The sequence below is a fragment of the Comamonas suwonensis genome, assembly GCF_012844455.2.
Lineage (GTDB): Bacteria > Pseudomonadota > Gammaproteobacteria > Burkholderiales > Burkholderiaceae_C > Comamonas > Comamonas suwonensis.
This window is the reverse complement of record NZ_JABBCQ020000004.1, coordinates 40,925-67,210: the sequence shown is the minus strand read 5'-3', so window position 1 is coordinate 67,210 and position 26,286 is coordinate 40,925. Positions and strand designations below refer to the sequence as shown.

At 61.1% G+C, this 26,286-nt stretch carries 19 protein-coding genes and 1 tRNA gene; 17 read left to right on the top strand and 3 right to left on the bottom strand.

Features of this window, described 5'->3' with window-relative positions:
* Positions 1 to 24: 24 nt before the first annotated feature.
* Positions 25 to 6,579 (top strand): Hpt domain-containing protein, encoded by a 6,555-nt coding sequence (locus HF327_RS05670; protein WP_169107328.1) that lies wholly within the window; start codon positions 25 to 27, stop codon positions 6,577 to 6,579.
* Positions 6,580 to 6,680: 101 nt separating this feature from the next.
* Here the strand turns inward: HF327_RS05670 and HF327_RS05665 are convergent, their stop codons facing one another.
* Positions 6,681 to 8,171 carry a cryptochrome/photolyase family protein gene (locus HF327_RS05665; RefSeq protein WP_169107327.1) on the bottom strand — a complete coding sequence of 497 codons (1,491 nt, stop codon included), beginning with the start codon at positions 8,169 to 8,171 and terminating at the stop codon, positions 6,681 to 6,683.
* A 23-nt stretch (positions 8,172 to 8,194) separates the two neighbouring features.
* Here HF327_RS05665 and HF327_RS05660 point away from each other — a divergent pair, with 23 nt between their 5' ends.
* From HF327_RS05660 to HF327_RS05620, 9 genes are all read left to right on the top strand, one after another.
* Positions 8,195 to 8,794: a YqgE/AlgH family protein gene (locus HF327_RS05660; RefSeq protein WP_099735788.1), complete on the top strand. Its 600-nt coding sequence runs from the start codon at positions 8,195 to 8,197 to the stop codon at positions 8,792 to 8,794.
* Positions 8,791 to 9,282 carry a Holliday junction resolvase RuvX gene (ruvX, locus tag HF327_RS05655; protein WP_169107326.1) on the top strand — a complete coding sequence of 164 codons (492 nt, stop codon included), beginning with the start codon at positions 8,791 to 8,793 and terminating at the stop codon, positions 9,280 to 9,282. Before HF327_RS05660 ends, ruvX begins: the two co-directional genes overlap by 4 nt.
* Positions 9,279 to 9,809 carry a bifunctional pyr operon transcriptional regulator/uracil phosphoribosyltransferase PyrR gene (pyrR, locus tag HF327_RS05650; protein ID WP_169107325.1) on the top strand — a complete coding sequence of 177 codons (531 nt, stop codon included), beginning with the start codon at positions 9,279 to 9,281 and terminating at the stop codon, positions 9,807 to 9,809. Before ruvX ends, pyrR begins: the two co-directional genes overlap by 4 nt.
* Positions 9,695 to 10,774 carry an aspartate carbamoyltransferase catalytic subunit gene (locus HF327_RS05645; protein ID WP_370627614.1) on the top strand — a complete coding sequence of 360 codons (1,080 nt, stop codon included), beginning with the start codon at positions 9,695 to 9,697 and terminating at the stop codon, positions 10,772 to 10,774. The genes pyrR and HF327_RS05645 overlap by 115 nt, the downstream gene beginning before the upstream one ends.
* Before the next feature lie 186 nt (positions 10,775 to 10,960).
* Entirely contained in the window at positions 10,961 to 12,253 is a 1,293-nt protein-coding gene (locus HF327_RS05640) for a dihydroorotase (RefSeq protein WP_169107324.1), read from the top strand.
* A 187-nt stretch (positions 12,254 to 12,440) separates the two neighbouring features.
* Positions 12,441 to 13,202, top strand: a complete 762-nt coding sequence (locus HF327_RS05635; protein WP_169107323.1) for a lysophospholipid acyltransferase family protein — start codon at positions 12,441 to 12,443, stop codon at positions 13,200 to 13,202.
* Positions 13,203 to 13,253: 51 nt separating this feature from the next.
* On the top strand, positions 13,254 to 14,162 hold the full coding sequence (locus HF327_RS05630) for a LysR family transcriptional regulator (RefSeq protein ID WP_169107322.1): 909 nt from the start codon (positions 13,254 to 13,256) through the stop codon (positions 14,160 to 14,162).
* A 103-nt stretch (positions 14,163 to 14,265) separates the two neighbouring features.
* Complete coding sequence (locus HF327_RS05625; RefSeq protein ID WP_169107321.1) at positions 14,266 to 15,651, top strand: 8-oxoguanine deaminase; 1,386 nt, start codon at positions 14,266 to 14,268, stop codon at positions 15,649 to 15,651.
* A gap of 259 nt (positions 15,652 to 15,910) precedes the next feature.
* Positions 15,911 to 17,263: a nucleobase:cation symporter-2 family protein gene (locus HF327_RS05620; RefSeq protein ID WP_169107320.1), complete on the top strand. Its 1,353-nt coding sequence runs from the start codon at positions 15,911 to 15,913 to the stop codon at positions 17,261 to 17,263.
* Positions 17,264 to 17,281: 18 nt separating this feature from the next.
* On the opposite strand, the gene HF327_RS05615 is transcribed toward HF327_RS05620, so the two are convergent.
* Positions 17,282 to 18,292 carry a Bug family tripartite tricarboxylate transporter substrate binding protein gene (locus tag HF327_RS05615; protein ID WP_169107319.1) on the bottom strand — a complete coding sequence of 337 codons (1,011 nt, stop codon included), beginning with the start codon at positions 18,290 to 18,292 and terminating at the stop codon, positions 17,282 to 17,284.
* A 142-nt stretch (positions 18,293 to 18,434) separates the two neighbouring features.
* Here HF327_RS05615 and arsC point away from each other — a divergent pair, with 142 nt between their 5' ends.
* From arsC to HF327_RS05580, 7 genes are all read left to right on the top strand, one after another.
* A complete protein-coding gene (gene arsC / locus HF327_RS05610) occupies positions 18,435 to 18,815 on the top strand; it encodes an arsenate reductase (glutaredoxin) (protein WP_169107318.1) in 381 nt (126 codons plus the stop codon).
* A gap of 170 nt (positions 18,816 to 18,985) precedes the next feature.
* Positions 18,986 to 20,527: a Do family serine endopeptidase gene (locus HF327_RS05605; RefSeq protein ID WP_169107317.1), complete on the top strand. Its 1,542-nt coding sequence runs from the start codon at positions 18,986 to 18,988 to the stop codon at positions 20,525 to 20,527.
* A 278-nt stretch (positions 20,528 to 20,805) separates the two neighbouring features.
* Positions 20,806 to 22,341 (top strand): phosphatase domain-containing protein, encoded by a 1,536-nt coding sequence (locus tag HF327_RS05600; RefSeq protein ID WP_169107502.1) that lies wholly within the window; start codon positions 20,806 to 20,808, stop codon positions 22,339 to 22,341.
* Between the two features lie 55 nt (positions 22,342 to 22,396).
* Positions 22,397 to 22,801: a hypothetical protein gene (locus HF327_RS05595; RefSeq protein ID WP_099735797.1), complete on the top strand. Its 405-nt coding sequence runs from the start codon at positions 22,397 to 22,399 to the stop codon at positions 22,799 to 22,801.
* 55 nt (positions 22,802 to 22,856) lie between these two features.
* Positions 22,857 to 23,516 carry a response regulator gene (locus tag HF327_RS05590; RefSeq protein WP_169107316.1) on the top strand — a complete coding sequence of 220 codons (660 nt, stop codon included), beginning with the start codon at positions 22,857 to 22,859 and terminating at the stop codon, positions 23,514 to 23,516.
* Positions 23,513 to 24,886 carry an ATP-binding protein gene (locus HF327_RS05585; RefSeq protein ID WP_169107315.1) on the top strand — a complete coding sequence of 458 codons (1,374 nt, stop codon included), beginning with the start codon at positions 23,513 to 23,515 and terminating at the stop codon, positions 24,884 to 24,886. The genes HF327_RS05590 and HF327_RS05585 overlap by 4 nt, the downstream gene beginning before the upstream one ends.
* A gap of 143 nt (positions 24,887 to 25,029) precedes the next feature.
* On the top strand, positions 25,030 to 26,055 hold the full coding sequence (locus HF327_RS05580; RefSeq protein ID WP_169107314.1) for a GGDEF domain-containing protein: 1,026 nt from the start codon (positions 25,030 to 25,032) through the stop codon (positions 26,053 to 26,055).
* Positions 26,056 to 26,164: 109 nt separating this feature from the next.
* On the opposite strand, the gene HF327_RS05575 is transcribed toward HF327_RS05580, so the two are convergent.
* A tRNA-Arg gene (locus HF327_RS05575) sits at positions 26,165 to 26,239 on the bottom strand.
* Positions 26,240 to 26,286: the final 47 nt, after the last annotated feature.

The following is a 26,286-nucleotide window of genomic DNA, read 5'->3' as shown; positions in this document are numbered from 1 at the left end:
CCCTGAGGGTTAAGGAACTAGAGCATGTCAGTGGTTGACGACTCGCCAATACGTGCAGCCATGCCTGCACCCGCGGAACAGGATCTGGGCCCGTTGGCCTGGGTGCTCGATGAGGTGCGAAAGTCTCTTGAGGCTGCGACCAAGGCTGTAGGTCGCTTCATGCGTGATGCTGATGCGGCCCGTTTGTCTGATCTGGAAGAGTTGGATACATCGGCGCTGCGCATTGCACGCCAGCAGTTGCACCAGGCTTGCGGTGCACTGGAGATGGTGGGCGTCACTGCCCCGGCGCAGGTGATGCGCAGCATGGAAGCGGTGGTCAACCGCTTCGTGCAGCGCCCCGAATATTGCACACAGGAAGCGGCCAACACGCTGGAACGCACGCATTTCGCGCTGATGGAGTTTCTGGAGGCGGTGCTTGCAGGTCAGCAAGTCTCTGCCGTGGCTTTGTTCCCTCAGTACCGTGAAACACAGGTTCTGGCGGGTAATGAAAAATCTCATCCTGCTGATTTGTGGCCTGCCGAGCGCCGAGCCCGCGAACCGCGCTGGACAGGCCCTGTGCCAGAGCCGCTGGCCTATGGCCCGCATGCCCGTGCCATGCTCGATGGTGTGGTGCTGCGCATGGTCAAGAGTGATGACCGTGAAGCCGCTGCCCAGATGCGCGAGTTGTGCCTGCGCTTTGCCTCAGGTCTGCCCGAGGATGTGGCAGCGCGCAGTTTCTGGAAGATTGCGGCAGCCTTCTTTGAAGGACTAGCGCGTGGCCTGATTACGGCTGATATCTACGTCAAGCGCATGGCTTCACGTGTGCTCATGCAGTACGCATCCATGGCCAAGGGCGACAGCCTGCCGCCAGCGCGTTTGCTGCAGGACTTGATGTTCTTCTGTGCGCAGGCCAAGCCGCGCGAGCAGGCCGGAGAGTCTTTGCAGGCTGTGCATGAAGCCTATGCCATGGAGTACATGCCGCTGGTGGATTACAACGTGGCCCGTTTCGGTCGCTTTGATCCGTCGGTTCTGGTGCAGGCCCGCAAGCGCATTGTGGCGGCGGCGGAAACCTGGTCAGCACTGGCTGGTGGGGACCGCAGCAAGATTAAATCCATGGCCGAGCAATTCGGCCATGTGTCTGAATCGCTGGTCAAGCTGCAGCCGGCCAGTCATGGCCTGGCGCGTGCACTGATTCGCGTGGCCGACACGGTGGACAGCGTTGGAGCGCCGCCACCTGCCGAGCTGGCCATGGAGGTGGCAACGGCTGTGCTGTATCTGCAGGCTAGCTTTATGACAGCTGGCCAAAACGAAGAAGTGCAGTCTGCCCAGTCCAGCGTTCTCGTGCATCGCCTTGATGCTGCGTTGAATGGCGCCGTGCCTGAGCCGCTTGAAGTTTGGATGGAAGAGCTGTATCGCCAGGCGAGCGACCAGCAAACCATGGGGTCTGTGGTGGGCGAGTTGCGCTTGACCTTGGGCGAGGCTGAAAAGCAGCTCGACATGTTCTTTCGTAATCCCGCAGACACCTCTGTGCTGGGTCCAGTGCCCGGTCAGATGTCGCAGATGCGTGGTGTGCTGTCGGTGCTGGGCTTTGACCAGGCCGCGACTGCCATGCAGCGCATGCGCGAGACCGTTGAGCACCTGATGCTTGGCGAGTTGAGCGTGGAAAGCTACCCCCAGGTTTTTGAGAAATTAGGTAGCAGTCTGGGTGCCATGGGCTTCCTTATCGATATGCTCAGCTACCAGCGCAATATGGCGCGCAAGCTGTTTGTCTACGACGAGGAAAAGGACGAGCTGCGTATCGTCATGGGCCATAGTCGCAGCCGTGGCCCCGAGGCTTTCCGCCCCACGGTGGACATCCCGACTGATATTGCTCAGGTTCCTGACTTCAAGCCAGCGCAGCCAGACGCTGCTGCGCCATGTGCCGCCTCTGTCAAACCTGCAGCTGTCGAGGTGGCTCAGGCCGCTTCGCTGCAGGCGGGCGCTCAGCCCTCCGTGGCTGCGCCGCCGCCACCGCCTGAGGTGACGCAGGCTCCAGTGTCTGCAGTGGTCGCACCTGAGTTGTTGCTTTCTCCTGAAGTTCATCTGCCAGCAGTGCATGAGGCAACTGCAGACCCGGAATCCGGTGCTGAGGATGAGCCTTCGCCGTGGGCCGTTACAGAACCGGGTGCTCTGCCCGAGTTCTCCATGACGACTGCGCCTGCTGAACTGGACATGGCTCCTGTGGGGTCTGATGCTCTGGCCGATGCCATGGCTCAGGTATTCAAGGGGATGCAGACCGTCAAGCCTTCTGAGGCCGCAGATGCTGAACTGGCCCGTGGCCTGAATTTCGTTGCTGATTTCAGTGCTTTGGCTGAACCTGCACCGGTGTCTGCTCCTCCCGGTCCTGCTCCTGTGCCCGCACCCGTGGCCCAGGCTGTAGAGCTGAGCGCAGAGGATCTGGATGGCGATGACGAGTTGCTGTCCATCTTCCTGGAAGAAGCCCGTGAAGTCGTCGACAACGGCCTGAATGCCTTGAAGGTTCTGGCCTATGAGCCAGAGAACCTGAGCGAGCAGACCACACTGCGCCGTGCTTTCCACACGCTCAAGGGTAGCTCCCGTATGGTCGGGCTTGATGAGTTTGGTGAAGCCGGCTGGTCGATGGAGCAGATGCTCAATGCCTGGCTGGCCGAGCAGCAGGCGATGCCCGCGCCCATGCAGCTTCTGGCGCAAGACTCGCTCAAGGCCTTTGCGGCCTGGGCGCAGGATATTGAAAACCACCAGGCCGAAAATTGGTCAGCCACGCCATTCCGCGCTGCGGCAGATGCCATGCGCCTGCAAGGCACACGTGTAGATAGCGCTCTGGTGCCGCGTCGTGGCAAGCGTGCCGAACTGGTCGATCCTGTGCAAGGCGCACCAGAGCTGGTGATGCCTGAGCTCGACTTCCCTGATGTCGACTTGACACCGGTTGTTCAAGCAGCGTTGTCGGCTGAGCCTGAAGAGGCCGCTGCTGACTTTGCCATGCCGGAGCTGGATATTCCTGATGACCTGCTGGAGTCGGTCGAGGCATCTGCCGTGGCCGCTGAAGCGCCGCATGCGACCCTAGCCGAAGACGTGCAGGAGCTGGACTTTGCCGCGTTTGAAGCGGCCATGCGCGAAAGTGAGCAGGCTGCAATGGAAGTGCAGGCCGTTGCCGAGCCCGAGCATCTCGTGGCTGAATTGCCTGAGGTGACTCAGCCAGAAGCGGCTGCAGCAGAGCTGGATGCAGTCGAAGCCTTGCTTGAGGCTGCACCTGAAGCTGCTGAGCCTGAGATCGCCAAGCCCGCTGAGTCAGAAACGGCGGAACCAGAAGTCGCCGCGGAAAAGCCTGTTGCGCAAGATGACTCTGACGCCGAAGAGGGCTATCGCAATATTGATGGCTTGCGCATCAGCGCGCCGCTCTATAGCGTCTACCTCAACGAGGCCGATGAATGGTCCGAGCGCCTGGGGGATGTGCTCCAGCAGTGGGCGCAAGCGCCTGCGGAGCCTGTCCCTGATGACGCGATTGCACTGGCGCATTCGCTGGCGGGTAGCTCCGGCACCGTGGGCTTCAAGGCCTTGTCAGAACTGGCGCGCCTGCTTGAGCATGCGCTGCTGCATCTGCAGTCTCAGGGCTTTGCCAGCAAGCTGCAGATTCAGCAATGTGTGACTGCTTCGGATGAAGTGCGCCGTTTGCTGCATCAGTTCGCCGCAGGGTTCCTCAAAGAGACTGTGCCTGGGGTTGAAGATGGGCTGCGTGAAGTTCTCAGCTCGACCATTGATTCCAATGCTGCGCCTGCTGCTGCATACGATGAGTTGCCCGATCTGGATGATGTCGAGTGGCCCGTTGCTGAAGTGCTGCAGCCAGCCGCAGACCCCAAGGATTTGCCGCTGGACTTTGCTGCCGAGCAAGTGCCGGATGCAGAGCCTCAGGCATTGCTCTCCAGCGACACGCTGGTGGATGCATTGATCGCTGAACAGGCAGTTGACAGTCCTGCTGTCGATGCCCCAGCCGCGGACCCGCTGCTGGATGCAGTGCCAGATGCCGCAGCTCAGGCCCCTTATTCCATGGTCCCCGCTGCGGGCAGCGTGGAGCATGAAGCTGAGCTGCAGCGCCGCATTGATGAAGCCATTGCACTGGCTGTGCATTCGGGCGACGATGAAGACGACATTGATGTGCTGGATCAGGTTGACCCCGATCTGTTCCCCATCTTTGAAGAAGAAGCCATCGACCTGCTGCCCAGACTGGGCGCTGCGCTGCGCCGCTGGCATGGCCGCCCCACGCAGGATGAGGCGCGCAACGAGGTCTTGCGTGCTCTGCACACCATCAAGGGCAGTGCCCGTCTGGCCGGTGCCATGCGCATGGGCGAGATGGCTCACCGTCTGGAGTCTGCCGTTGAACGCATTGACCAGGAGCGCCCCTCCGCTGAAGCCATTGAGCCTTTGCTGGGCAGCTTTGATGCCTTGCAAGCCAGCTTTGATGTGCTGCGCATGGCGGGTGAGCAAGAGCCCGAGCAGCCGCTGGATCCGCTGGAAGATAAGCTGGCCCAAGCACCACTGCACCTGAATGCTGTCGAGGCTGAAAGCGAAAAGAGTGAGGTCGCTGCGGCAGAGTCTGCTCAAGCGCTTGCTGCGATTCAGATGCCGGCACCCGTGGTGCCACGCGCTTCGTCGCAGCAGACCGTGCGTGTGCGTGCCCAGTTGTTGGACCGTCTGATTTCTCAGACCGGCGAAGTACTGATTGCCCGCTCGCGTGTTGATGCGCGCCTGATGCAGGCGCGCTCGGCGCTCAATGACCTGACAGGAAACCTGGAGCGTCTGCGTACCCAGCTGCGTGACATTGAAGTGCAGGCCGAGAGCCAGATGCAGTCGCGCCTGGCTTTGTCCAAGGACACGGCGGCTGGCTTTGACCCGCTGGAGTTTGACCGCTTTACCCGCGTGCAGGAATTGACCCGCATGATGGCCGAGTCGGTGAACGACGTGGCCACCGTGCAGCGCAATCTGCAGCGCGATCTGGCCGTAGCCGAAGATGATCTGGTCGCACAGGGCCGCCAGGCACGTGATCTGCAGCGCGATCTGCTGCGCACGCGCATGGTGGAGTTCGACTCGTTTGCCGAACGTCTGTACGCCGTGGTGCGCCAGACCTCCAAGGAGATGGGCAAGCAGGTCCGCCTGAACATTTTGGGCGGCACCATCGAAATGGACCGCGGCATGCTGGAACGCATGATGCCGGCCTTCGAGCACTTGCTGCGTAACTGCGTGGCGCATGGCATAGAGTCCCCCGAGCTGCGCCAGGAAATGGGCAAGCCCGCCATCGGCACCATCGAAATCGTGCTGAGCCATGAGCGCAATGACGTTGCGTTGTCCGTGGAGGACGATGGTGCTGGCTTGGATCTGGAGCGCATTCGTGCCAAGGCCATCAGCCTCAAACTGTGGACCGATGACCGTCACATGACGCTGGAGGATGCCGGCCGCCTGATCTTTGAGCCGGGCTTCAGCACGGCCACCGAAGTGACAGGCGTAGCCGGTCGCGGCATTGGTATGGACGTGGTGCGTTCTGAAGTGAATGCGCTGGGCGGCCGTATCGAAACCCATACCGAACCCGGTCGTGGCAGCGCCTTCCGTTTGGTGTTGCCGCTGACGACGGCGGTTACGCAGGTAGTCATGCTGCGCATGGGCTCTGTGTCCATGGGCGTGCCTGCCAACCTGATTGAAATCGTGCGCCGCGTGCCGGTCGATGCGCTGGAAGAAAGCTATCGCAAGAACGAGTTCCATGATGGCACCGAAGTCATGCCCTTCTACTGGGCTGGCGCGCTGTGGCAGACCTCGCTGCGCAGCGATGAAAACCTGGGCCGTACCCGCCCCGTGGTGATTGCCCGCAGCGCTTCGCAGCGCGTGGCTTTGCACGTGGATGAAGTGCTGGGCAACCAGGAAGTGGTGATCAAGAACCTGGGTCCACAGCTTTCGCGTCTGCCCGGCTTGACGGGGATGTCCGTGCTGCCCTCGGGCGCTGTGGTGCAAATCTACAACCCGGTGGCGCTGGCCAACGTGTACGGCGACAGCGTGCGCGCCATGCTGGCCAAGGCCGAGCTGGATGCCGCTGAAGGCGGACTGCTGGCCAAGGCCGCAGGTGCGGGTTTGCTGGGCACTGAAGCGGGCCAGACCACGGTGCCGCTGGTGCTGGTGGTGGATGACTCCATCACCGTGCGCCGCGTGACCCAGCGCCTGCTGCAGCGCGAAGGCTACCGCGTCACGTTGGCGGCTGATGGCTTGCAAGCCATTGAGCGTCTGCAAGAGGAGCGCCCGACGCTGGTGCTGTCTGACATCGAAATGCCGCGCATGGATGGCTTTGACTTGCTGCGCAATATTCGTGCGGACCAGAAGCTTGAAGGCATGCCCGTGGTCATGATCACTTCGCGTATTGCGCAGAAGCATCGCGAGATGGCCCGTGAGCTGGGTGCCAACCACTATCTGGGCAAGCCTTACTCGGATGAAGAGCTGCTGGGTCTGATTCAGCATTACGCCTTGAAGCTCAGCGGCCCGGCACCGGAGCGCAACCCGCTGAGCGGCCTTGGGCCTGATGCCTCGGGAGCTGTTGCCGAATAAGCACTGCTGCCAAAAGAAAAGCGGCTTGCGCCGGTCTTGATTGGGTTTCAGGTTGAAAATGACCTGAAACCTTTTAAAGACAAGCGCAAGCCGCTTCTTTTTTAGCTGTCTTTTTTCAAGATGCCGTAGCGTGCCAATGTCTTCTCGCGTGCCACTGCGTGATCGACGATGGGATAGGGGTAGCTGCTGCCTAGCGCGATGCCTGCTTTAAGCAGATCCAGCGGCTTGGCCAGCCAGGGCGCGTGGCGCAGTTTGGCGGGCAGTTGCGCGACCTCGGGCACATAGCGGGCAATGAATTTGCCGTCCGCATCAAATTTCTCGCTCTGCGTGATGGGGTTGAAGATGCGAAACCAGGGCTGGGCGTCGCAACCGGTGGAGGCAGCCCATTGCCAGCCGCCGTTGTTGGCTGCCAGATCAAAGTCGTTGAGCTTTTCGGCAAAATAAGCCTCGCCCCGGCGCCAGTCGATTCCCAGGTCTTTGACCAGAAAGCTCGCCACCACCATGCGCAGCCGGTTGTGCATATAGCCGCTGGTGTTGATCTGGCGCATGGCCGCATCGACCAGCGGGTAGCCGGTGCGGCCCTCGCACCATGCGGTGAAGAGCGCATCGGCTTCGGCCCCCGTGTCCCATTCGATCACGTCATAAGCAGGCTTGAAGCTGCGTTCAATGACATGCGGGTGGTGGGCCAGAATCTGAAAGTAGAAATCGCGCCAGATCAGCTCGCTGAGCCAGGTGGCTGCGCCTTCACGGCCTGCATCAGACCCGTCGCTGTGATGCGCGGCCTCATGGGCCAGACGAGCCAGTTCGCGAATCGACACGGTGCCAAAGCGCAGGTGCACGCTGAGATAGCTGGGGCCTTTGAGCGCCGGAAAGTCCCGCGCCGCCTTGTACTGCGGCAGGCGCGGCAGAAAGTCGGCCAGCAGCTGGCGCGCGCCGCTTTCCCCTGTGGGCAGGCGCAGGCCTTGCAGGGTGTCGGGTGCAAAGCCCAGTTCGACTGCGGTGGGCATGCGTTGGCGGTCGGCTTCAGGCCGGTCGGCCAGCTTGGCGGGCAGGTCACGCTCGCTGGGGTAGCTGGAAAGGTAAAACGGCGTCACTTTTTTGAGCCAGGCATTTTTGTAGGGCGTGAAGACCGAAAACGGCGACAGGCTCTGGGTCAGCACCTCGTCGCGCGCAAAAATGCGGTGGTCTTTGCTGCGCAGCAGTACGCGGCCTTCGGCCTTGAGGCTGCGGGCCACCTGCGCATCGCGCGCCAGAGCGGCAGGTTCGTCATCGTCATTGCAGAAGACGGCGCCCGCCCCCAGCTGGCTGGCCAGCGCCGGAATGATCTCCTGCGGCAGGCCGCGCCGGGTGATGAGGCCTGCTTGCGGGCGGTCTGCGGCGTGGCGAATGGCTTCGTCCAGCTCGGTCACGCTCTGGCAGATGAACTCTATCCGGCGGTCGGCGTGGGGCAGGGCGGTGAGGATACTGTCGTCGAAAACAAAGACGCAATACAGCGTTTTGCAGTGCTGCGCAGCATGGTAGAGGGCGGCGTTATCGGCCAGGCGCAGGTCGCGCCGGAACCATATCAAGCCCACAGGGTAAAAAGGAGTCATGGATCGCCATTAAAATCGCAGTTATGTCTGCAGAATCTGCGCCTATCAACTTGACGCACCACTTCCTGATTGCCATGCCGGGTCTGGAAGATGAGTCGTTTTCGCGCAGTGTTGTGTACCTGTGCGAGCATAGCGAGCGTGGCGCGCTCGGTCTCATTATCAACAAGCCTTCCAAGCTGAGCCTGCAAGGCCTGCTACAAAAAGTGGACTTGGGTCTCAAGCGTGAAGATTTGCGCGAAGAGCAGGTCTTTACCGGCGGCCCGGTGCAGACCGATCGTGGTTTTGTGCTGCACGAGCCTATGGTGATCGAAGGCGCACCCGAGAACGAATCGGCCTATGCCTCGACCATGACCATCCCCGGCGGTCTGGAGATGACCACCTCCAAGGATGTGCTCGAAGCCCTGTCCGACGGTGCCGGCCCCAAGCGCGTGCTGGTCACGCTGGGCTACTCGTCCTGGGATGAAGGCCAGCTCGAATCCGAAATTGGCGAAAACGCTTGGCTGACTGTGGAAGCCGACCCCGACGTGATCTTCAGCACCCCTGTGGATGAACGCTATGACCGCGCTCTGGGTCTGCTGGGCCTGCAGCGCTGGATGTTGTCTCCCGAATCGGGTCGCGCATGAACGATATTTCCTCTTCCAACAAGGCCGCCGATGCGGCCTTTTCCTCGGCCAGCGATCAGCCTGCCGTAGCCCCTGTGCCCCAAAAGCCCGAGGTGCCTGCGCATTTTCAGCAGTTTCTGTGTTTTGACTTCGGTACAAAGCGCACGGGCTGTGCATCGGGCAACCGCGTGCTGGGTGGCGCCAATCCGCTGCCCACCATCAAGGCTGAAGGTGCCGAGGCTCGATTGGTGTCCGTAGACAAGCTGGTCCGCGATTGGCAACCCCATGCGCTGGTGATTGGCGTGCCCTATCACCCCGATGGCGCGGCGCACGAGAACACGGCGCGTGCCCTGAAATTTGGACGCCAGCTCAGAAGCCGCTTCAAATTGCCGGTGTATGAGGTGGACGAACGCTACAGCACGACCGAAGCCCTGGCAGGAGGCGCACGCGACGCCGATGCCGCTTCGGCCTGCATCATTCTTGAACAGTTTTTGAGGAGTCTCCCATGAGTGAAACCATTGCAGGAAATCAACCGGGACAAGGTAGCCTGATTCTGGATGCCGAAGCCCTGTATAGCGAGCTGCTGCGCGGCGTGCAGCGCATCATGGGGCCCAACACCCGTCTGGCGGGCATCACCTCTGGCGGTGCCTGGCTGGTCGAGCGCCTGCACAAGGACCTGAACCTGGCAGGCAAGCCCAGCGTGCTGTCGTCTGCGCTGCACCGCGATGACTTTGCCCAGCGCGGCATGGCCTCCAGCGCGCAGACGCAGATTGATTTTGACGTCAACGGCGCTGATGTGCTGATTCTGGATGACGTGCTCTACACCGGCCGCACGGTGCGCGCAGTCATCAACGAACTCTATGACTACGGCCGACCCGCTTGCGTGCGTCTGGCCGTTCTGGTGGACCGTGGCGGGCGCGAATTGCCCTTCCAGGCCGACTTTGCCGCAGCCCGCGTGGTGCTGCCGGCGGACCGCTCTCTGGCGCTGGCGCGCGACGAGGCCGGTGTTTTCCACTTCCGCATTCAAGAGGCCTGATCGTGCTGTACAAGCGCAACCCCCAACTCAACAAGAACGGCGAGCTGATTCACTTGCTCTCCACCGAAGGCCTGTCCAAGGACATCCTGACCCAGATTCTCGACACGGCCGGCAACTTCGTCAGCGTCAATGACCGCGAAGTCAAGAAGGTGCCGCTGCTACGTGGCAAGAGCGTGTTCAACCTGTTCTTCGAAAACAGCACGCGCACCCGCACCACGTTTGAAATCGCGGCCAAGCGCCTGAGCGCTGACGTGTTCAATCTGGACATCGCCCGCAGCTCGGCCAGCAAGGGCGAGACCCTGCTGGACACCATCGACAACCTGAGCGCCATGGCCGCCGACATCTTTGTCGTGCGCCACAGCGAATCGGGCGCGCCTTACCTCATCGCCAAGCATGTGGCGCCTCATGTCCATGTGGTCAACGCCGGTGACGGCCGCCACGCTCACCCCACACAGGGTCTGCTGGACATGTACACCATCCGCCACTACAAGAAGGATTTCTCCAACCTTCGCGTGGCGATTGTGGGCGACGTGCTGCACTCGCGCGTGGCACGTTCTGACATTCATGCCCTGACCACGCTGGGCGCGGCTGAAGTGCGTGTGGTTGGCCCCCGTACCCTCGTTCCATCCGACATGGCCAGCATGGGTGTGCGCGTCTTCCACAACCTGGAAGAAGGCATCAAGGACTGTGACGTCATCATCATGCTGCGCCTGCAGAACGAGCGCATGAGCGGCGCGCTGCTGCCATCGAGCCAGGAATACTTCAAGAGCTTCGGCCTGACCGAAAAGCGCCTGGAGCTGGCCAAGCCCGATGCCATCGTCATGCACCCCGGCCCCATCAACCGTGGTGTGGAGATCGACTCCGCCGTGGTGGACGGCCCGCAGGCCGTGATTCTGTCGCAAGTCACCTTTGGTATTGCCGTCCGCATGGCCGTGATGTCCATCGTTGCTGGTAATGAGGCTTAAACACCCCCTGAGCCGCTGCGCGGCTTCCCCCTCTCTCTCGTTGCGGGAGGGGGACGACGCCTTCGCTGCGAGGCGGCTCTTGCTCGGCGTCCCTGGCTTGGGGCGCGCCGGTTTCTCGGTAAGTAATATTTTTGTAGCTGCTGGTGCTTGATTGATAAGCGCTGGCAGCCAATTTGGTGCCAAACCATGAAGATTCTGATTCGCAATGGCCGGGTGATGGACCCGGCAAGCGGTTTCGACCAGCAGGCCGATATCGCCATCGAGGGCAACAAAATTGCAGCCATCGGCTCCGTCCCCGATGGTTTTGTGGCCGAGCGTGAAATCGATGCCAAGGGCTGCTGGGTGCTGCCCGGCCTGGTGGACTTGGCCGTGCGCTTGCGCGAGCCCGGCCATGAGCACGAAGGCATGCTGCAGTCCGAAATGGCCGCTGCCGCTGCCGGTGGTGTGACCAGCCTGGTTTGCCTGCCCGATACCGACCCCGTGCTCGACGAGCAGGGCCTGGTCGAAATGCTCAAGTTCCGTGCCGAGAAGCAGCACAAGTCCCGCCTGTTCCCCATGGGTGCGCTGACGGTGGGCCTCAAGGGCGATACGCTGACCGAAATGGCCGAGCTGACCGAGTCCGGCTGCGTGGCCTTTGGTCAGGCGGATGTGCCCCTGCCCAATATTCAGACGCTGCAACGCGCCATGTCGTACGCCAACACCTTTGGCTACGCCGTGTGGCTGCGCCCGCAAGACAAGGATCTGGGCAAGGGCGTGGCGGCCAGTGGCGCTCTGGCGACCCGCATGGGTCTGTCCGGCGTGCCCGTGGCGGCCGAGACGATTGCTCTGCACACCATTTTTGAGCTGATTCGTGGCTCGCAAGCCCGCGTTCACCTGTGCCGTCTGGCCAGCGCCGCCGGTGTGGAACTGGTGCGCCGCGCCAAGGCCGAAGGCCTGAACGTGACGGCCGACGTGTCCATCAACTCGCTGCTGCTGACCGAAACCGATATCGGCTTCTTCGACAGCAACGCCCGCCTGACCCCACCGCTGCGCCAGCAGCGCGACCGCGACGCATTGAGCGCTGCGCTGGCCGACGGCACGATTGACGCGCTGGTGTCTGACCACACTCCTGTGGATGAGGACGCCAAGGTCCTGCCTTTTGCCGAAGCCGAACCCGGTGCCACCGGCGTGGAGCTGCTGCTGTCTATCGCCGTGAAGTGGAGCCGCGAGCACAACGTGCCTCTGAACCGCGCGCTGGCCGCCATCACTATCTCCCCCGTGGCTGTGCTGGGAAGTGCTCTGGGCGAGCAGCAATCGCAGCTGGGCCAGCTGCGCGTGGGCGGCGTTGCCGACCTGTGCATTGTGAATCCCGATGCCGAGTGGACGGTTGAGCCCAAGGCCTTGGCCAGCCAGGGTAAGAGCACACCGTTTACCGGCTACGAGCTGCCTGCGCGCGTGGTAACGACTATCGTTGATGGCGCTGTCGCTTATCAACGATAGGCTCCACCTGAGCGGCTTTGCCGCTTCCCCCTCTCTCGAGGCGTTGCATCGGGAGGGGGACGACACCCTCGGTGCGCGGCGGCGCTTCCAAGGTGTCTCTGACTTTGCATTGCGCCAGTCTTAGGCGCTTGCCGGTTTCAAGTTGGTGCAACTTGTACGGGGCGAGTCGCTAAACTCTTTGTGAATCATGGCAAACGGCTTGCACAAAATCAAAACCAGTCTGCGTGCTGTGTGGCGCGGCATGCGTCTGCTGGCCCATGTGGCCAAGGGGGCGTGGATTGTGGCTTTCCGCTTTCCGCAGCTGCATTACTGGCAGCAGCACGCGCTGGTGCAGGCCTGGGCTGCAACGTTGCTGGTCCGCGCAGGCGTGGAGCTGGAGGTCAAAGGCCAGCCGCCCGTTAAAGGGCCGGTGCTCATGGTCAGCAACCATATCTCCTGGCTTGATATTCCGCTGCTGCACGCAGCGCGCCATTGCCGCTTTATCTCCAAGTCTGATGTGAAGGGCTGGCCCATCATTGGCACGCTGGCCACGGCGGCCGGCACCCTTTATATCCAGCGCAGCTCGCGCCGTGATGCCATGCGCATGATCACTGCCATGGCGGATGCTTTCAAGCGCGGCGAGATTCTGGCCGTCTTTCCCGAAGGCACCACGGGCGATGGTCGCAGCCTGCTCTCGTTTCACTCCAACCTGCTTGAGGCCGCCGTGCAATGCGATGCGCCAGTGCAGCCGGTGGGTCTGCGCTTTGTGGATGGCAAGACGGGTGAAACCAGCTACGCCGCCACCTATGTGGGCGATGAAACTCTGCTCGGCTCTATCTGGCGCGTGCTCAGCGCAGACCATCTGCAAGCCGTGGTGCACTACGGTGAGTTACAAAGCGCAGACGGCCGTGATCGCCGCAGCTGGGCTAAGGATTTGCACACCGAGGTAGACCGGCTGCGCCAAGACTAGGCGGACTTCCCATTCTTTCGCGAGGTTCTCAAATCCGTGTAGGCTGCGCGCATGCACGCCAGAGTTCTGCGCTATCTCGACGAAGTGGTTCGCCGCGGCTCCATCCGCAAGGCGGCAGAATACCTGCACGTGGCTCCCACGGCCGTCAATCGGCAGATTCTCGACCTGGAGGCCGAGCTGGGCGCACCGTTGTTCGATCGCATCCATAACCGACTGCGCCTGACGCCTCTGGGCGAGATGGTGCTGACCCATGTGCGTAGCACGCTGCGTGAGCATGCAGCGCTGCGAGAGCGCATTGCCGACTTCAAGGGCATGCGACGTGGTGAGATCACGGTGGCTGCAACCTCCGGGCTGGCCGGTTCTTTGCTGCCTTCGCTGGTGCATGATTTTCGCAGCGCGCATCCGGGCATGGCCGTGCGTGTCATCGACCTGCCAACGGATGCGATCGTGGCTGCAGTGGAAGCGGCCGAGGTCGACCTGGGACTGGCCTATGACCTGCCGCAGCGGCCCGGTTTGCGCATGCTGGCGGCCAGCGAATGGCAGATTGGTGCCGTTTTGCCGATCAAGCACCCGCTGGCGCACCATTCATCGCTGTTGCTGAGCGAATGCGTGGGTCATCCGTTGATTCTGCCGGCATCGTCTCTGACCATACGCAGTCTGCTCAACGAAGCCTTCGCGCGCAGCGCCATCGAGGTGACGCAGGTGGCCGAGTCCACCTCCATGGCACTGATGTGGCGGCTGGTCATGCTGGGGGAAGGCATTGCTCTGCTCAATGCGCTGGATGTACTCGAAGAGCTGGATCGCGGAGCATTGAGCTTTGTGCCCTTGCGCGATGTGCATCTGCAGCGCCAGACTCTGATGCTGTTTGCCCGCAGAGGGGCGGAGCTGAGTACCGCCGCTGAGCTGATGGCGGCCAGTATTGAGACCGCACTGGCGCGGTTGTTTGCAATGAAACATTAATTTAACTGTCCACATTTTGTGGACATGCTTGGCTGAATTTGGCGCTATCGCGCGCCTGGGTCACTCTCTAGACTTGCGCTTCTTGTTTAGAGAGGAAGAGACCATGACCCTGATTGCCCTGAATGCCGACGTACTGGTGACCATGGATGCGCAGCGCCGCGAGATCAAAGACGGCGCCCTGGTTGCAGACGGCCCTGCCCTGCTGTGGGTGGGGGCAACGGCAGATCTGCCGGCGCAGTACCGTCGCATGGCCGACGAGGGACAGGCAAAGGTGCTGGACATGCGCGGCAAAGTGGTGACACCAGGCCTGATCAATACCCACCATCACATGTACCAGAGCCTGACACGCGCCGTGCCTGCGGCTCAGGACGCCGAGCTGTTCTCGTGGCTGCAGAACCTCTACATGCTGTGGTCGCATCTGACGCCCGAGATGATCCATGTCTCAACCCAGACTGCCATGGCCGAGCTGATGCTGTCTGGCTGTACCACGACCAGCGACCACCTGTACTTGTTTCCAAACGGCTCACGCCTCGATGACTCCATCGCCGCCGCGCAGCAGATGGGCATGCGCTTTCATGCGGCGCGTGGCTCCATGAGTCTGGGCCGCAGCAAGGGCGGTCTGCCTCCCGATGTGGTGGTCGAGGAGGAAGAGGCCATCCTGCGCGATAGCCTGCGCCTGATTCAGCAGTACCACGACGGCTCGCGCCACGCCATGCTGCGTGTGGTACTGGCGCCTTGTTCGCCCTTCTCGGTGACGCGCGACCTGATGCGCGAGTCGGCCGTGCTGGCGCGCGAGCACGGCGTATCACTGCACACCCATCTGGCCGAGAACGACAACGACGTGGCCTTTTCGCGGGAGAAGTTCGGCCTGACCCCGGCCCAATACGCCGAAGACCTGGGCTGGGTGGGCCGCGACGTCTGGCATGCGCATTGCGTCAAGCTCGATCCTGAAGGTATTGCGCTGTTCGCGCGTACCGGCACCGGAGTGTCGCATTGCCCTTGTTCCAATATGCGCCTGGCCTCGGGCATCGCGCCCATCCGCAGCATGCGCGATGCGGGCGTGCCCGTCTCCCTGGGCGTGGACGGCAGCGCCTCCAACGACGGAGCCCATATGTTGGGCGAAGTGCGCCAGGCCATGTTGCTGCAGCGCGTGGGCCATGGCCCGGCGGCCATGAGCGCCCGCGAGGCGCTGGAGATCGCCACGCTGGGCGGTGCGCGCGTACTCAACCGCGACGACATCGGTGCGTTGGCCCCTGGCATGTCCGCCGACTTTGTGGCCTTCGATATGCATGACGTCGGTTATGCGGGCGCCGGTCACGACCCTGTGGCGGCACTGGTGTTCTGCACACCGGCCAATGTATCCAGCAGTGTCATCAACGGCCGTGTGGTGGTCGAGGACGGCCGTCTGCTGACTGCCGACCTGCCCGTGGTTCTGGGCCAGCACCGCAAGCTCGCACGTAGCTTGTTCGAGCGGGCTGCGGGACAGTAATGCCCCTCAGCGGCTTTGCCGCTTCCCCTTCTCTGCTTCGCGGAGGAGGCAACAGCCTCGCTGCGGGGGCGGCCCTTGCTCGCTGTCCTTGAGTAAGGGGCATCAGTTTTCAACTTGCCCTCTGCAGCCGCTGATTCAACCAGGGAGATCTGCCACGACACAGCCAAGCACGCAGTGACAGCCCTCACGGGCACCCTCGACGACATAGCAACAAGTGCCTCAGAAGAGGCCATTCGCATAGGGAACAGGAGACAAAATCATGGAAAAACTGCTTTACGGGGTGGAAGATCGTCCGCCCAGCCTTATCACCACTACGCTGCTTTCACTGCAGCATCTGCTCGCCGCCCTGGGCGGCATCATCGCCGTGCCGCTGGTGTTTGGCGGCGCGCTCAAGCTGCCTGCCGATCAGATCGTGGCCCTAGTCAATGCTGCGCTGCTGGGCTCTGGCATTGTCACCATCATCCAGTGTCGCGGCGTGGGGCCTGTAGGCATACGCCTGCCCTGTGTGATGGGCACCAGCTTCGCCTTCGTCGGCGCTGGCATCAGTGTGGGGCTGGAGCATGGTGTGCCCGGCATTCTGGGCTCTTCGCTGGTGGGGTCACTGGTGATGATCGTCGGCAGCTTCTTCATGCCGGTGATCCGCCGTTTCTTCCCGCATACCGTCACCAGCGTGGTGGTGACCATGATCGGCCTGTCGCTGACACCCGTGGCCGTTGACTGGGCCGCAGGCGGTCTGGGCAGCGGCAGCTACGGTGCCGTGGGCAATCTGGCGATTGCCGGCTTTGTGCTGGCGTTGGTGATCGGCTTTGTGCAATGGGGCAAGGGCGTGGTTTCGGCATCGGCCGTGGTGCTGGGCATTGCCTGCGGTTATCTGCTGTGTCTGGCGCTGGGGCTGATCGATTTCACCCAGGTGCGCGAGGCAGCCGTGTTCGCGATTCCGCAGCCGCTGCATTTCGGCATGAGTTTTCCGGTATCGGGCATCGTCGCCATGTCCATTGCCTTTCTGGTGACCATCGTCGAGACGACCGGAACCTTTATGGCTCTGGGAGCAGCCACCCAGACTCCCATCCGGGGCAAGCGCCTGGCCAGCGGCATGCTTTGCGACGGCGTGGGATCGGCGTTTGCTGCCGTGATGTCCAGCCCCCCAGTCTCCACCTTCGCACAGAACGTGGGCGTGGTCTCGCTGACCGGCGTGGCCAGCCGCCATGTGGTGATGCTGACCGGCGTGATGCTGCTGCTGGCGGGTCTCTTTCCGGTGCTGGGGGCGCTGGTGGTGACGATTCCTTTGCCTGTGCTTGGCGGTGCCGGCCTGATGATGTTTGCCATGATCATTCTGGCGGGCATCCGCATGCTCAGCAGCAGCGAACAGTCGCGTCGCAGCGGTCTGATCATTGCGGTTTCGCTGGGCTGCGGTCTGGCCGTGACGGTACGCCCCGATCTGCTGTCCAAGATGCCGGCCTTTGTGCGCGAAGTCTTCGGTTCGGGCATCACCGTGGGTGCGCTGGTGGCCGTGGGGCTGAACCTGTTGCTGCCAGGGCGCGAGTTCGAGGCGCATGAGGAAGAGCTGGAGCCCGCGACGGCTCCGGTCGCGACCAGCTCGGCCGCCGCCTGAAGCGTAATTTCTGAGCGTTCAAAGCGTCATCTTGCTATCAACAATGACCTTGCGCCAGCGTGCCAGGTCCTTGTTGATCAGCTCGGCAAACACTTTCGGTGTGCTGGGCATGGGCTGCGCGCCTTCGTTGTGCAGGCGCTCCAGAATGGCCGGGCTTTTAAGCGAAGCATTGATCTGCTGATTGATCTTGGCCACCACATCGGCCGGCATGTTGGCGGGGCCGACGACGCCATACCACTGGTCTGCTTCAAAGCCGGGGAGACCCGCTTCCGCAACCGTGGGAACATTCGGCAGAGCCGCGACACGCTGTGGCGATGACACGGCAATCGCCTTGATCTGCCCGGCACGAATTTGCGCCAGCACTGCCGGTATGCCCGTGAACAAAGCCTGTACCTGGCCCGCAACCAGATCATTGACGGCAGGGGCTGTGCCTTTATAGGGCACATGCTGCATCTTGAGCCCTGCCTGCAGGCTCAGGTAGGCCATGGTCATGTGCGCGGCACTGCCGTTGCCACCCGAGCTGAAATTCACAGCATCGGGGTTGGCTTTGACGTAGCGGATGAACGATGCCAGATCAGTGACCGGCAGCGAGGGGTGAACCACCAGTACATTGGGTACGCGCGCCACCCAGGCCAGCGGCGTGAAGCTTTTGATGGGATCGTAGGGCAGCTTGGGGTACAGCGTGGGGGTGATGGCCAGCGTGCCCACATGCCCCATCAGCAGGGTGTAGCCATCTGCACTGGCCTTGGCGACGCGATCGGCACCAATGCTGCCGCCTGCGCCAGCCACATTTTCTGGCACCACGCTTTGACCCCATGCCGTGGTGAGCTCATGGCCGATGGCGCGCCCCAGAATGTCTGCCGAACCTCCGGGAGTGAACGGGATGACCATGCGTATGGCCTTGCCGGGGTATTTCGTTTCTTGCGCAAGCGCAGAGCCAGCGAATCCGCTCAATGCGGTGGCTGCGGCCCATTGACCCCATTGACGGCGGCCCAGAGTGAGTGGAATTGGCGGTTGAGCATCAGGCATGTTGTCTCCTTATTGTGTTTTCACGCATTTTTCAGTCAGTCTATGGGAATGGCTGCACGCATGGCTCTGGCTTGGGCCGCATAGCAGCTATGCAGTCTTTGTCGGAGCACAAGTCCACGCGCAGGCTCGCTAAACTGCAGCCATGACAATAAGCACTGATACCCCCGTGAATCGCCCCGATATCACCATCTTTCACAACAACCGCTGCAGCAATTCGCGCGGTGCGCTGGCGCTGTTGCGTGAGCATGGCATTGAGCCCAATGTCGTGGATTACATTGCCACACCGCTCACGGCGCCGGAACTGTCCGAGCTGGTGGCGCATCTGGGTGTGCCGGTGCGAGATTTGCTGCGCAGCAAAGAAGCGCAGTTCAAAGAGCTGGGGTTGGACAACGCGGCCGTCAGCGATGTGCAGCTGATTCAGGCCGTGGCTGCGCACCCGGTTTTGCTCAATCGTCCGATTGTGGTGACGCCCAAGGGCGCTAAGCTTTGCCGCCCGCCAGAGCTGGTGCTGGAACTGCTCTGAAATTGCGAGGGTTCAGTGAAAAAAGAGCTGAAGCCCTCTGCAGATAAGCGTGGACAGCTTCTGATTCAGTAGCGTTTTACAAAGATCAATGGCCTAAGTCTGGCCTAAGTCTTGACGTTCAAACTTCCCTTCAACAGGCACCGGTACGGTGTTGATTTGAAAGGATTGCCATGAACACAATTTTGTCTACTCCCCGTCGATTGGTCATGGCTCTGGTCGCTGCCGGTGCGATTGGTGCACTGGGCGCGACTGGAGCCGGTCTGGTGGGTACGCGCAGCGCAGCACAGGCGCAAGCGACTCATGCTGAAGTGTCTGCACAGCCTGCAGCGCTTAATTTGCCTGCGGTAAATGCTCCTAATTTTGCAGACATCACGGCACGCAATGGTGCGGCTGTGGTCAATATCAGCGTGGTCGGGTCTTCGCGTTCCATGCGTGAGGAAGAGGGCGACCAAACCAGCGAGCGCCAGCAACAGGGTCAGGGCATCAGCCCCGATGATCCCTTCTTTGAATTCTTCCGCCAATTTGGTATGCCCGGCGGCCCCGGCTCTCGCGGCATGGGACCCCGTGCGCAGCAGCCTGATACGCCCATGCGGGGCGAAGGCTCGGGCTTTATCGTCTCCAGCGATGGCGTGATTTTGACCAATGCCCATGTGGTGCACGGTGCCAAAGAGGTGACGGTCAAGCTCAACGATCGGCGCGAATTCAATGCCAAGGTGCTCGGTGCCGATCCCAAGACCGACGTGGCCGTGCTCAAGATTGATGCCAAGAACCTGCCCACGGTCAAACTGGGGCAGACCAGCCAGTTGCGCGTGGGGGACTGGGTGCTGGCCATCGGCTCGCCATTCGGCTTTGAAAACAGCGTGACCGCTGGCGTGGTCAGCGCCAAGGGCCGTTCGCTGCCTGATGATTCTTTTGTGCCTTTCCTGCAGACCGACGTGGCCATCAACCCTGGTAACTCGGGCGGCCCGCTGTTCAATGCGCAGGGCGAGGTGGTCGGTATCAACAGCCAGATCTACACCCGCTCGGGCGGCTATCAGGGTGTGTCGTTTGCGATACCGATCGAGGTGGCAACCCGCGTGCAGCAGCAGATTCAGGCCACGGGCAAGGCGCAGCATGCCAAGCTGGGTGTGAGCGTGCAGGAAGTCAATCAGGCCTTTGCCGATTCCTTCAAGCTGGACAAGCCCGAAGGTGCATTGGTCGCCAGTGTTGAAAAGAACGGCCCGGCCGCCAAAGCGGGGCTTGAGCCCGGCGATGTGGTCCGCAAGGTGGATGGCAAACCCATTGTGGGATCGGGCGATTTGCCTGCAGTGATTGGTCAGTCCATGCCCGGCCAGAAGGTGACGCTGGAGGTCTGGCGCAAGGGTGAAGCCAAAACCCTGAACGCCACCTTGGGCGATGCCAGCGAGAAGGCCGTCAAGACCGTCAAGGCCGCCTCGGATGAAGGCCAGGGAAAGCTGGGTCTGGCATTGCGCCCCTTGCAGCCTGAAGAGAAAAAGCAAATCGGTGTTGATGCCGGTTTGCTCGTAGCTCAGGCCAGCGGCCCGGCGGCAGCGGCAGGCATTACCGAAGGGGATGTGTTGCTGTCCATCAACGGCGTGGCGGCTGGTGATGTTGATGCCGTGCGTGCGGCAGTGGCCAAGGCCGACAAGACCGTGGCGGTGCTGATCTGGCGTGATGGCAACAAGATTTTTGTGCCGGTACGGCTGGGTTAATGCATCAGCTTGCGTAGACAAAACAGCACCTGTTTTCAGGTGCTGTTTTCTTTTTCGTGTTTTGTTGATTTAAAACAAAATCAATTTGAATTAGTGACGAATCGATGGATTTCCCCATCACATTGACTTGTTTTGAGAGATGTCGAATCTTCAAGCATGTAATGTCAGAGGCTGTCGGTCCGATGCATCTATTTGCCTGATGCAAGGCCTTTGATGACGATTCGTGACCGAAACCAATCATGACGGCCCTCGGTGCAGGCGCTGCGGGGGAGACTTCTTTGGAACAGCAATACAGCCTGCAGGTGCAAGGCCTGGGGGCCTCATATGGCCCGCGCGTCATTTTGGCGGAGGTCGATTTCGGGCTGCCAGCGCATGGCGTGACCGCGCTGCTGGGCCCTGCAGGCACGGGTAAATCCACACTGCTGCGCACACTGGCTGGGCTGAATACGGCCAACCCGCGTTTTCGCAGCTGGGGACAGGTGTCTTATGCCCAGCAGCCGCTGAACATGCCTTTGATGGCCGATGGGGCGCAAGCCCTGCCGCGATTGGTGCAGCAGCACGCCCGTCTGATGCGTGCCAACACGCTGGATGCGTTGATTGAAATGGCGCGTCACACCGAGCAGCGATCGCCGCTGGAGTGGCGCAACTGGGTCACCGCGCAGCTGCAAAACTACGGCTTTGCCGAGCTGGCACAGGCGCTGGACAACCCCACCATGCTGCTGAGCAGCGTGCAGCAACGGGTGGTGGCCATCTTGCGCGAGGCATGGGCCAAACCGGCGGTGCTGATGGTGGATGAACCCACGGCGGATCTGGAAGGCTACGAAGCCTTTTTGCTGCTCGATGTACTCAAGCAAATTGGCCAGCAAAGCAGTGTGCTTCTCGTCACCCATCAGCAGCAACACGCTCAGGCCGCAGCGCAACAGATGCTGCTGCTGGCGGGCGGCAGCATTCAAGAAGCGGCCCGCATGGCCGACTTTATGCACCGCCCCATCAGCGCTGCGGGCCAGCAATTTTTGCGCAGTGGCAGTTGCGCCGTGCCCATGCCCGGCACGCCGTTACAAGAGCTGGCCGACGATGTACTGCCCCCGCCCCCTTTGCCTGCGGCTGCGCTGTCCGCCATTGCTGAGTTTGCGCGGCAGCCGGTTGAGGCGGGTGAGTCTGTGACGGAGCTTGAGGCAGCGCCTGCGTCCGAGCCCGAACCTGTGTTGACTCAAGCTGAATTACCGGATGCGAAGAATGCCGTGGCTGCACAGGCTCCCGCCAATCAGCCGCGCCCGATCAACGCAGCCGTGCTGATGGAAATGCAGCCATTAGTGGCGGCTGAAAATGCCGTCGCTGCCAGTCGCGGTCCGAATGGCTTTTCCTGGCTGGTGCCGGGTCGCCTTGCGGGAACACCTTGGCCGGGCGTGGTGCATGACATGGATATGGACCTCAAGGCACTGAGTCGTTGTGGTGTGACCATGCTCATTACGCTGACGGAAAAAGACTTTCCGCAAGATGCGCTTGCCCGCCATGGGCTCAAGAATTTTCACCTGCCGGTCTACGACCATGAACCACCGACCGTCGCGCAGATACAGATGCTGCTGGCGCGTATGTCGGCGGCCATGCGCCGTGGCGAGGTACTGGCCGTGCACTGTCTGGCGGGGTTGGGTCGTACCGGTACCGTGCTGGCCGCATGGATGGTGCGTGAAGGCCTGACTGCCGAAGAGGCTCTGCGCCGTGTGCGTTTGATTGACGCGCAATACGTGCAGTCGCAAGCGCAGGAAGCCTTGCTTTATGAATACGAAAACGCGCTGCTGCTGAAAATGGGCTGATTGATGCCCGAAGTGCTGCGTGCCGCTGAATTGAAATTAAAGAAGTGAGAAAACAATGAGTTTGGACTCTGTATTGACACAGGCTGCGGCCTCTGTGCCTGAATGTCTGGCGGCTGGCTATGTGGATGCTGCCTCGGGCATGCTGCTGTCGATTCGTACCGTGGACTCGCATCCACGTGAAGTGATCGATCTGGTGGCGGCAGCCACGGCTGATCTGTTTAACGGCCCCAATGTGTCGATGATCGAGACGTTGTTCAAGCGCTCGCGCGGTATCAGCGATGACGGTCACCATTACTTTCAGGAAATCATTATCAACAGTGACAACCTGATTCACGTCTTTCTGCGCAGCAAGAACGTGACGGACTACGTGGCCGTCTTTGTCTGCCGCCGCACAGCCAACCTGGGCATGGCGCTGACCAAGGCGCGTATGGCGATGCCGGGCATTGAAGCGGCTGTTTAAATGACTCGCCCTGAGCGGCTAGGCCGCTTTCCCCAAGGGGCGCTATCCTTCCACCATGCGTTTACTGCTTGTTGAAGATGACACCATGATTGCTCAAGCCGTGCTCAGCTTGCTGTGCGGTGATGGCTATGTGGTGGACTGGGTGCAGGATGGCGCTCAGGCGGATACGGCCCTGCACGGCCATCAGTACGATCTGGTACTGCTCGATCTGGGTTTGCCCAAGCTCGATGGTTTGCAGGTGCTGCGCCAGTTGCGGGCCCGCAAGGATGCGACGCCGGTGCTGGTGGCGACGGCGCGTGATGCTGTGCGTGACCGCATCGCGGGGTTGGATGCAGGGGCGGATGATTACGTCATCAAGCCTTATGACATGGATGAGCTAAAGGCTCGCATTCGTGCGCTGACGAGGCGTGCTGCCGGGCATCTGGATGCGGTGTATGAACATGGCGGCATCATGCTCAACCCCAACACCCGCGAGGCCAGTGTGAACGGCCAGCCCGTCATGCTTTCTGGGCGTGAATGGGCGGTGCTGCAGGCGCTGCTTGCTAGGCCGGGCAGCACGCTGTCGCGCCAGCAACTGGAGGACAAACTCTACGGCTGGGGCGATGAAGTCAGTAGCAACGCGGTGGAGGTCTATATCCACGGCCTGCGTAAAAAGCTAGGTGCGGCAGCCGTACTCAACGTGCGCGGCCTTGGCTATATGGTGCCCAAACCATGAATACGCGCAGCATCCCATCCATGTTCAGATTGCCCGGCTCTTTGGGGGCTAGGCTGCTGCTGTTTATTGGCGCTGCCATTGTGCTGGTTGCGGTACTGCAGGGCGTACTGGCCTATCGCAATGCATTGGAGCAGACCGATAGGCTGTTTGACTATCAGATGCAGCAGACCGCCTTTGCCTTGCGCGCAGGTCTGCCGGTTGATGTCAGGGGGCGTTCTCAAGGCACACCCCCTGAAGATGAAAACAACGAATTCATTGTTCAAGTCTGGACCAATGAGGGCTTGAGAATTTTTGAGTCTGCGCTGGGGGATGCGCTACCGCAAATGGCAGTGCTGGGCTTTGCCGATGTGCCAGCGCGCGGCACCACTTATCGTGTGTTCTCGCTGCAGACCCGTTCGCAGGTGGTTCAGGTTGCGCAGGACATGCGCGTGCGTCAGTTGCTGGCGCGTGAGGCCGCCTGGCGAAGCTTGCTGCCCGTGGTGCTGCTCTTGCCGCTGCTGGCGCTGGCGGTGTGGTGGGTGATTCACCAGTCGCTTGTCCCTGTGCAACGCGTGCGCCATGAGCTGGCGGCGCGCAAGCCACAGGATCTGGCTCCCGTCTCCATGGATGGCCTGCCTGATGAAATACGCCCGCTGTTGCAAGAGCTCAACAGTCTGCTGCAGCGCGTACAGCAAGCGTTTGAAGCTCAGCAGCACTTTGTGGCCGATGCCGCGCACGAGTTGCGTTCGCCACTGGCAGCGTTGCATCTGCAATTACAGGCTTTGCGCAAAGCGCCTGATGACACTGCGCAAAAAGCGGCGCAAGAGCAGCTGGCTTCAGGCATTGAGCGCGCCAAGCGACTGGTGGAGCAATTGCTGGCGCTGGCAAGGCAGGAGGCTGCGCAGACCGCCATAGACGAGGGCCGGCAACAAGCGGATTTGCGAGCCCTGGTAGAGCAGGCGCTGGCTGATTCGGCGCAAGCGGCCCAGGCCAAGGGGCTGGATATGGGCTTGAGCGAAGACCCGCAGATGCAAACTGCATTCAGCGTACCTGCGGATCCACAGGCGCTGGCCGTGCTGCTGCGCAACCTGCTGGATAACGCCGTCAAATACGTACCCGCAGGCGGCAGGGTCGATGTGGGCTGGCAGCAAGACAATCACGGCCGCGCATTGGTGGTTGAAGACTCTGGTCCAGGCATTCCGGTGGCTGAGCGTCAGCGTGTGCTGCTGCGATTTGTGCGCGGAGCAGATGCCGGCGGCATGGCAGGCGGCAGTGGTCTGGGGCTGGCCATTGCTCAAAGTATTGCGCAGGGCTGCGGTGCGCAGCTCTTGCTCGATGAGTCCCCGACGCTGGGCGGGCTGCGTGTCAGAGTCTTGTGGCCTAAGGCGTAGTCCGACAGACGATTACATCAAAACGGGGCTGTTACATCTTGAGGCGCGTTGCATGATGGGTTGATGAACCCTCTGCGATGCTCGGCTTGTACATTACGTGCTTATTCCAATTTTTTGATTTCGCTTGTATTAGAGGTCGCACGATGATATCGATTGTTCAGCGTCTTTCCCAAACCGTGACAGCGGCACAGACGCTTTCTGCGTTCACGCGGCCTTTGCTGAAAATCATGATCGAAGTCACTGAGCTGGAATCCGCTTATCTCACCACCGTGGATGAAGCCCGCGGCGTGCAGAACGTTCTGTACTCCCTCAATACCAGTCAGATGAACATCCCCGAAGGGCTGGAAGTTCCCTGGTCTGACACCCTGTGCAAGCGCGCTCTCGAAGAAGGCCAGACGTTCACCAACAATGTGCAGGAATGCTGGGGCGACTCGGATGCAGCACGGGCTCTGGATATACAGACCTATGTCAGTACCCCCGTGCGCTTTGGCAGCGGACAGCTCTACGGAACGCTCTGTGCCACCAGCAGAACGTCCCAGTCCATCAGCGGCGAGGCCGAAGATGTGCTGCGCCTGTTCTCCAAAATCATTGCCGGCTTCGTCGAGCGCGAGCAATTGGTGCGATCGCTGCAGCGCGCCAATGAAGAGCTGGCCTCGCTGGCCATGCTCGACGCCTTGACAGGCCTGCCCAACCGGCGCTGCATTACGGAGGAGCTCAACCGCGTCATCGCCCACTGCAGTCGTTCGCGTGAATGGGTGCTGGTTGGCTTTATCGATCTGGACGACTTCAAACAGATCAACGACCAGTTTGGTCATGAAGCTGGTGACTCGCTGATGCGCATTTTGGCCGAACAGCTGAGGGTATCCATGCGCGGCTGCGACATGCTGGCCCGCTTTGGCGGCGATGAATTTGTCATGGTCGGCATCGGTCCGCAACTGCAAGAAGACGGTGATGCCGTGCTGGAAGATTTGCGGACTCGCCTGTTCAGCGCATCAATCGCCAGTGTGGAACTGTCCGACGGCAGCAAGATTGACTACGCTGGCGCTAGTGTCGGCATGGTCTGCCTGGTGCCCGACAACACCGATGTGGATGACGCCCTGCAAAAAGCCGATGCCGCCATGTACAAGGTCAAGGCCTCACGCAAACAGCTGGAAGTGGTAGCGACTTGAAATGGGTGGCTGTGAAGTGAGGCCTCATAGTTGAGATGAGCCTGGACGATGTGAATTGCCTGATTTTTTCCAGATAATAAAAAAGCACCTCGATGAGGTGCTTTTTTATTGGTATCCCGGAGTGGAATCGAACCACTATTTATTTCTTAGGAGGAAATTGTTCTATCCATTGAACTACCGGGACAACTGTTCGGGGTGCAAATAGCTTGCAATCTGGCTTGAATTCTACCC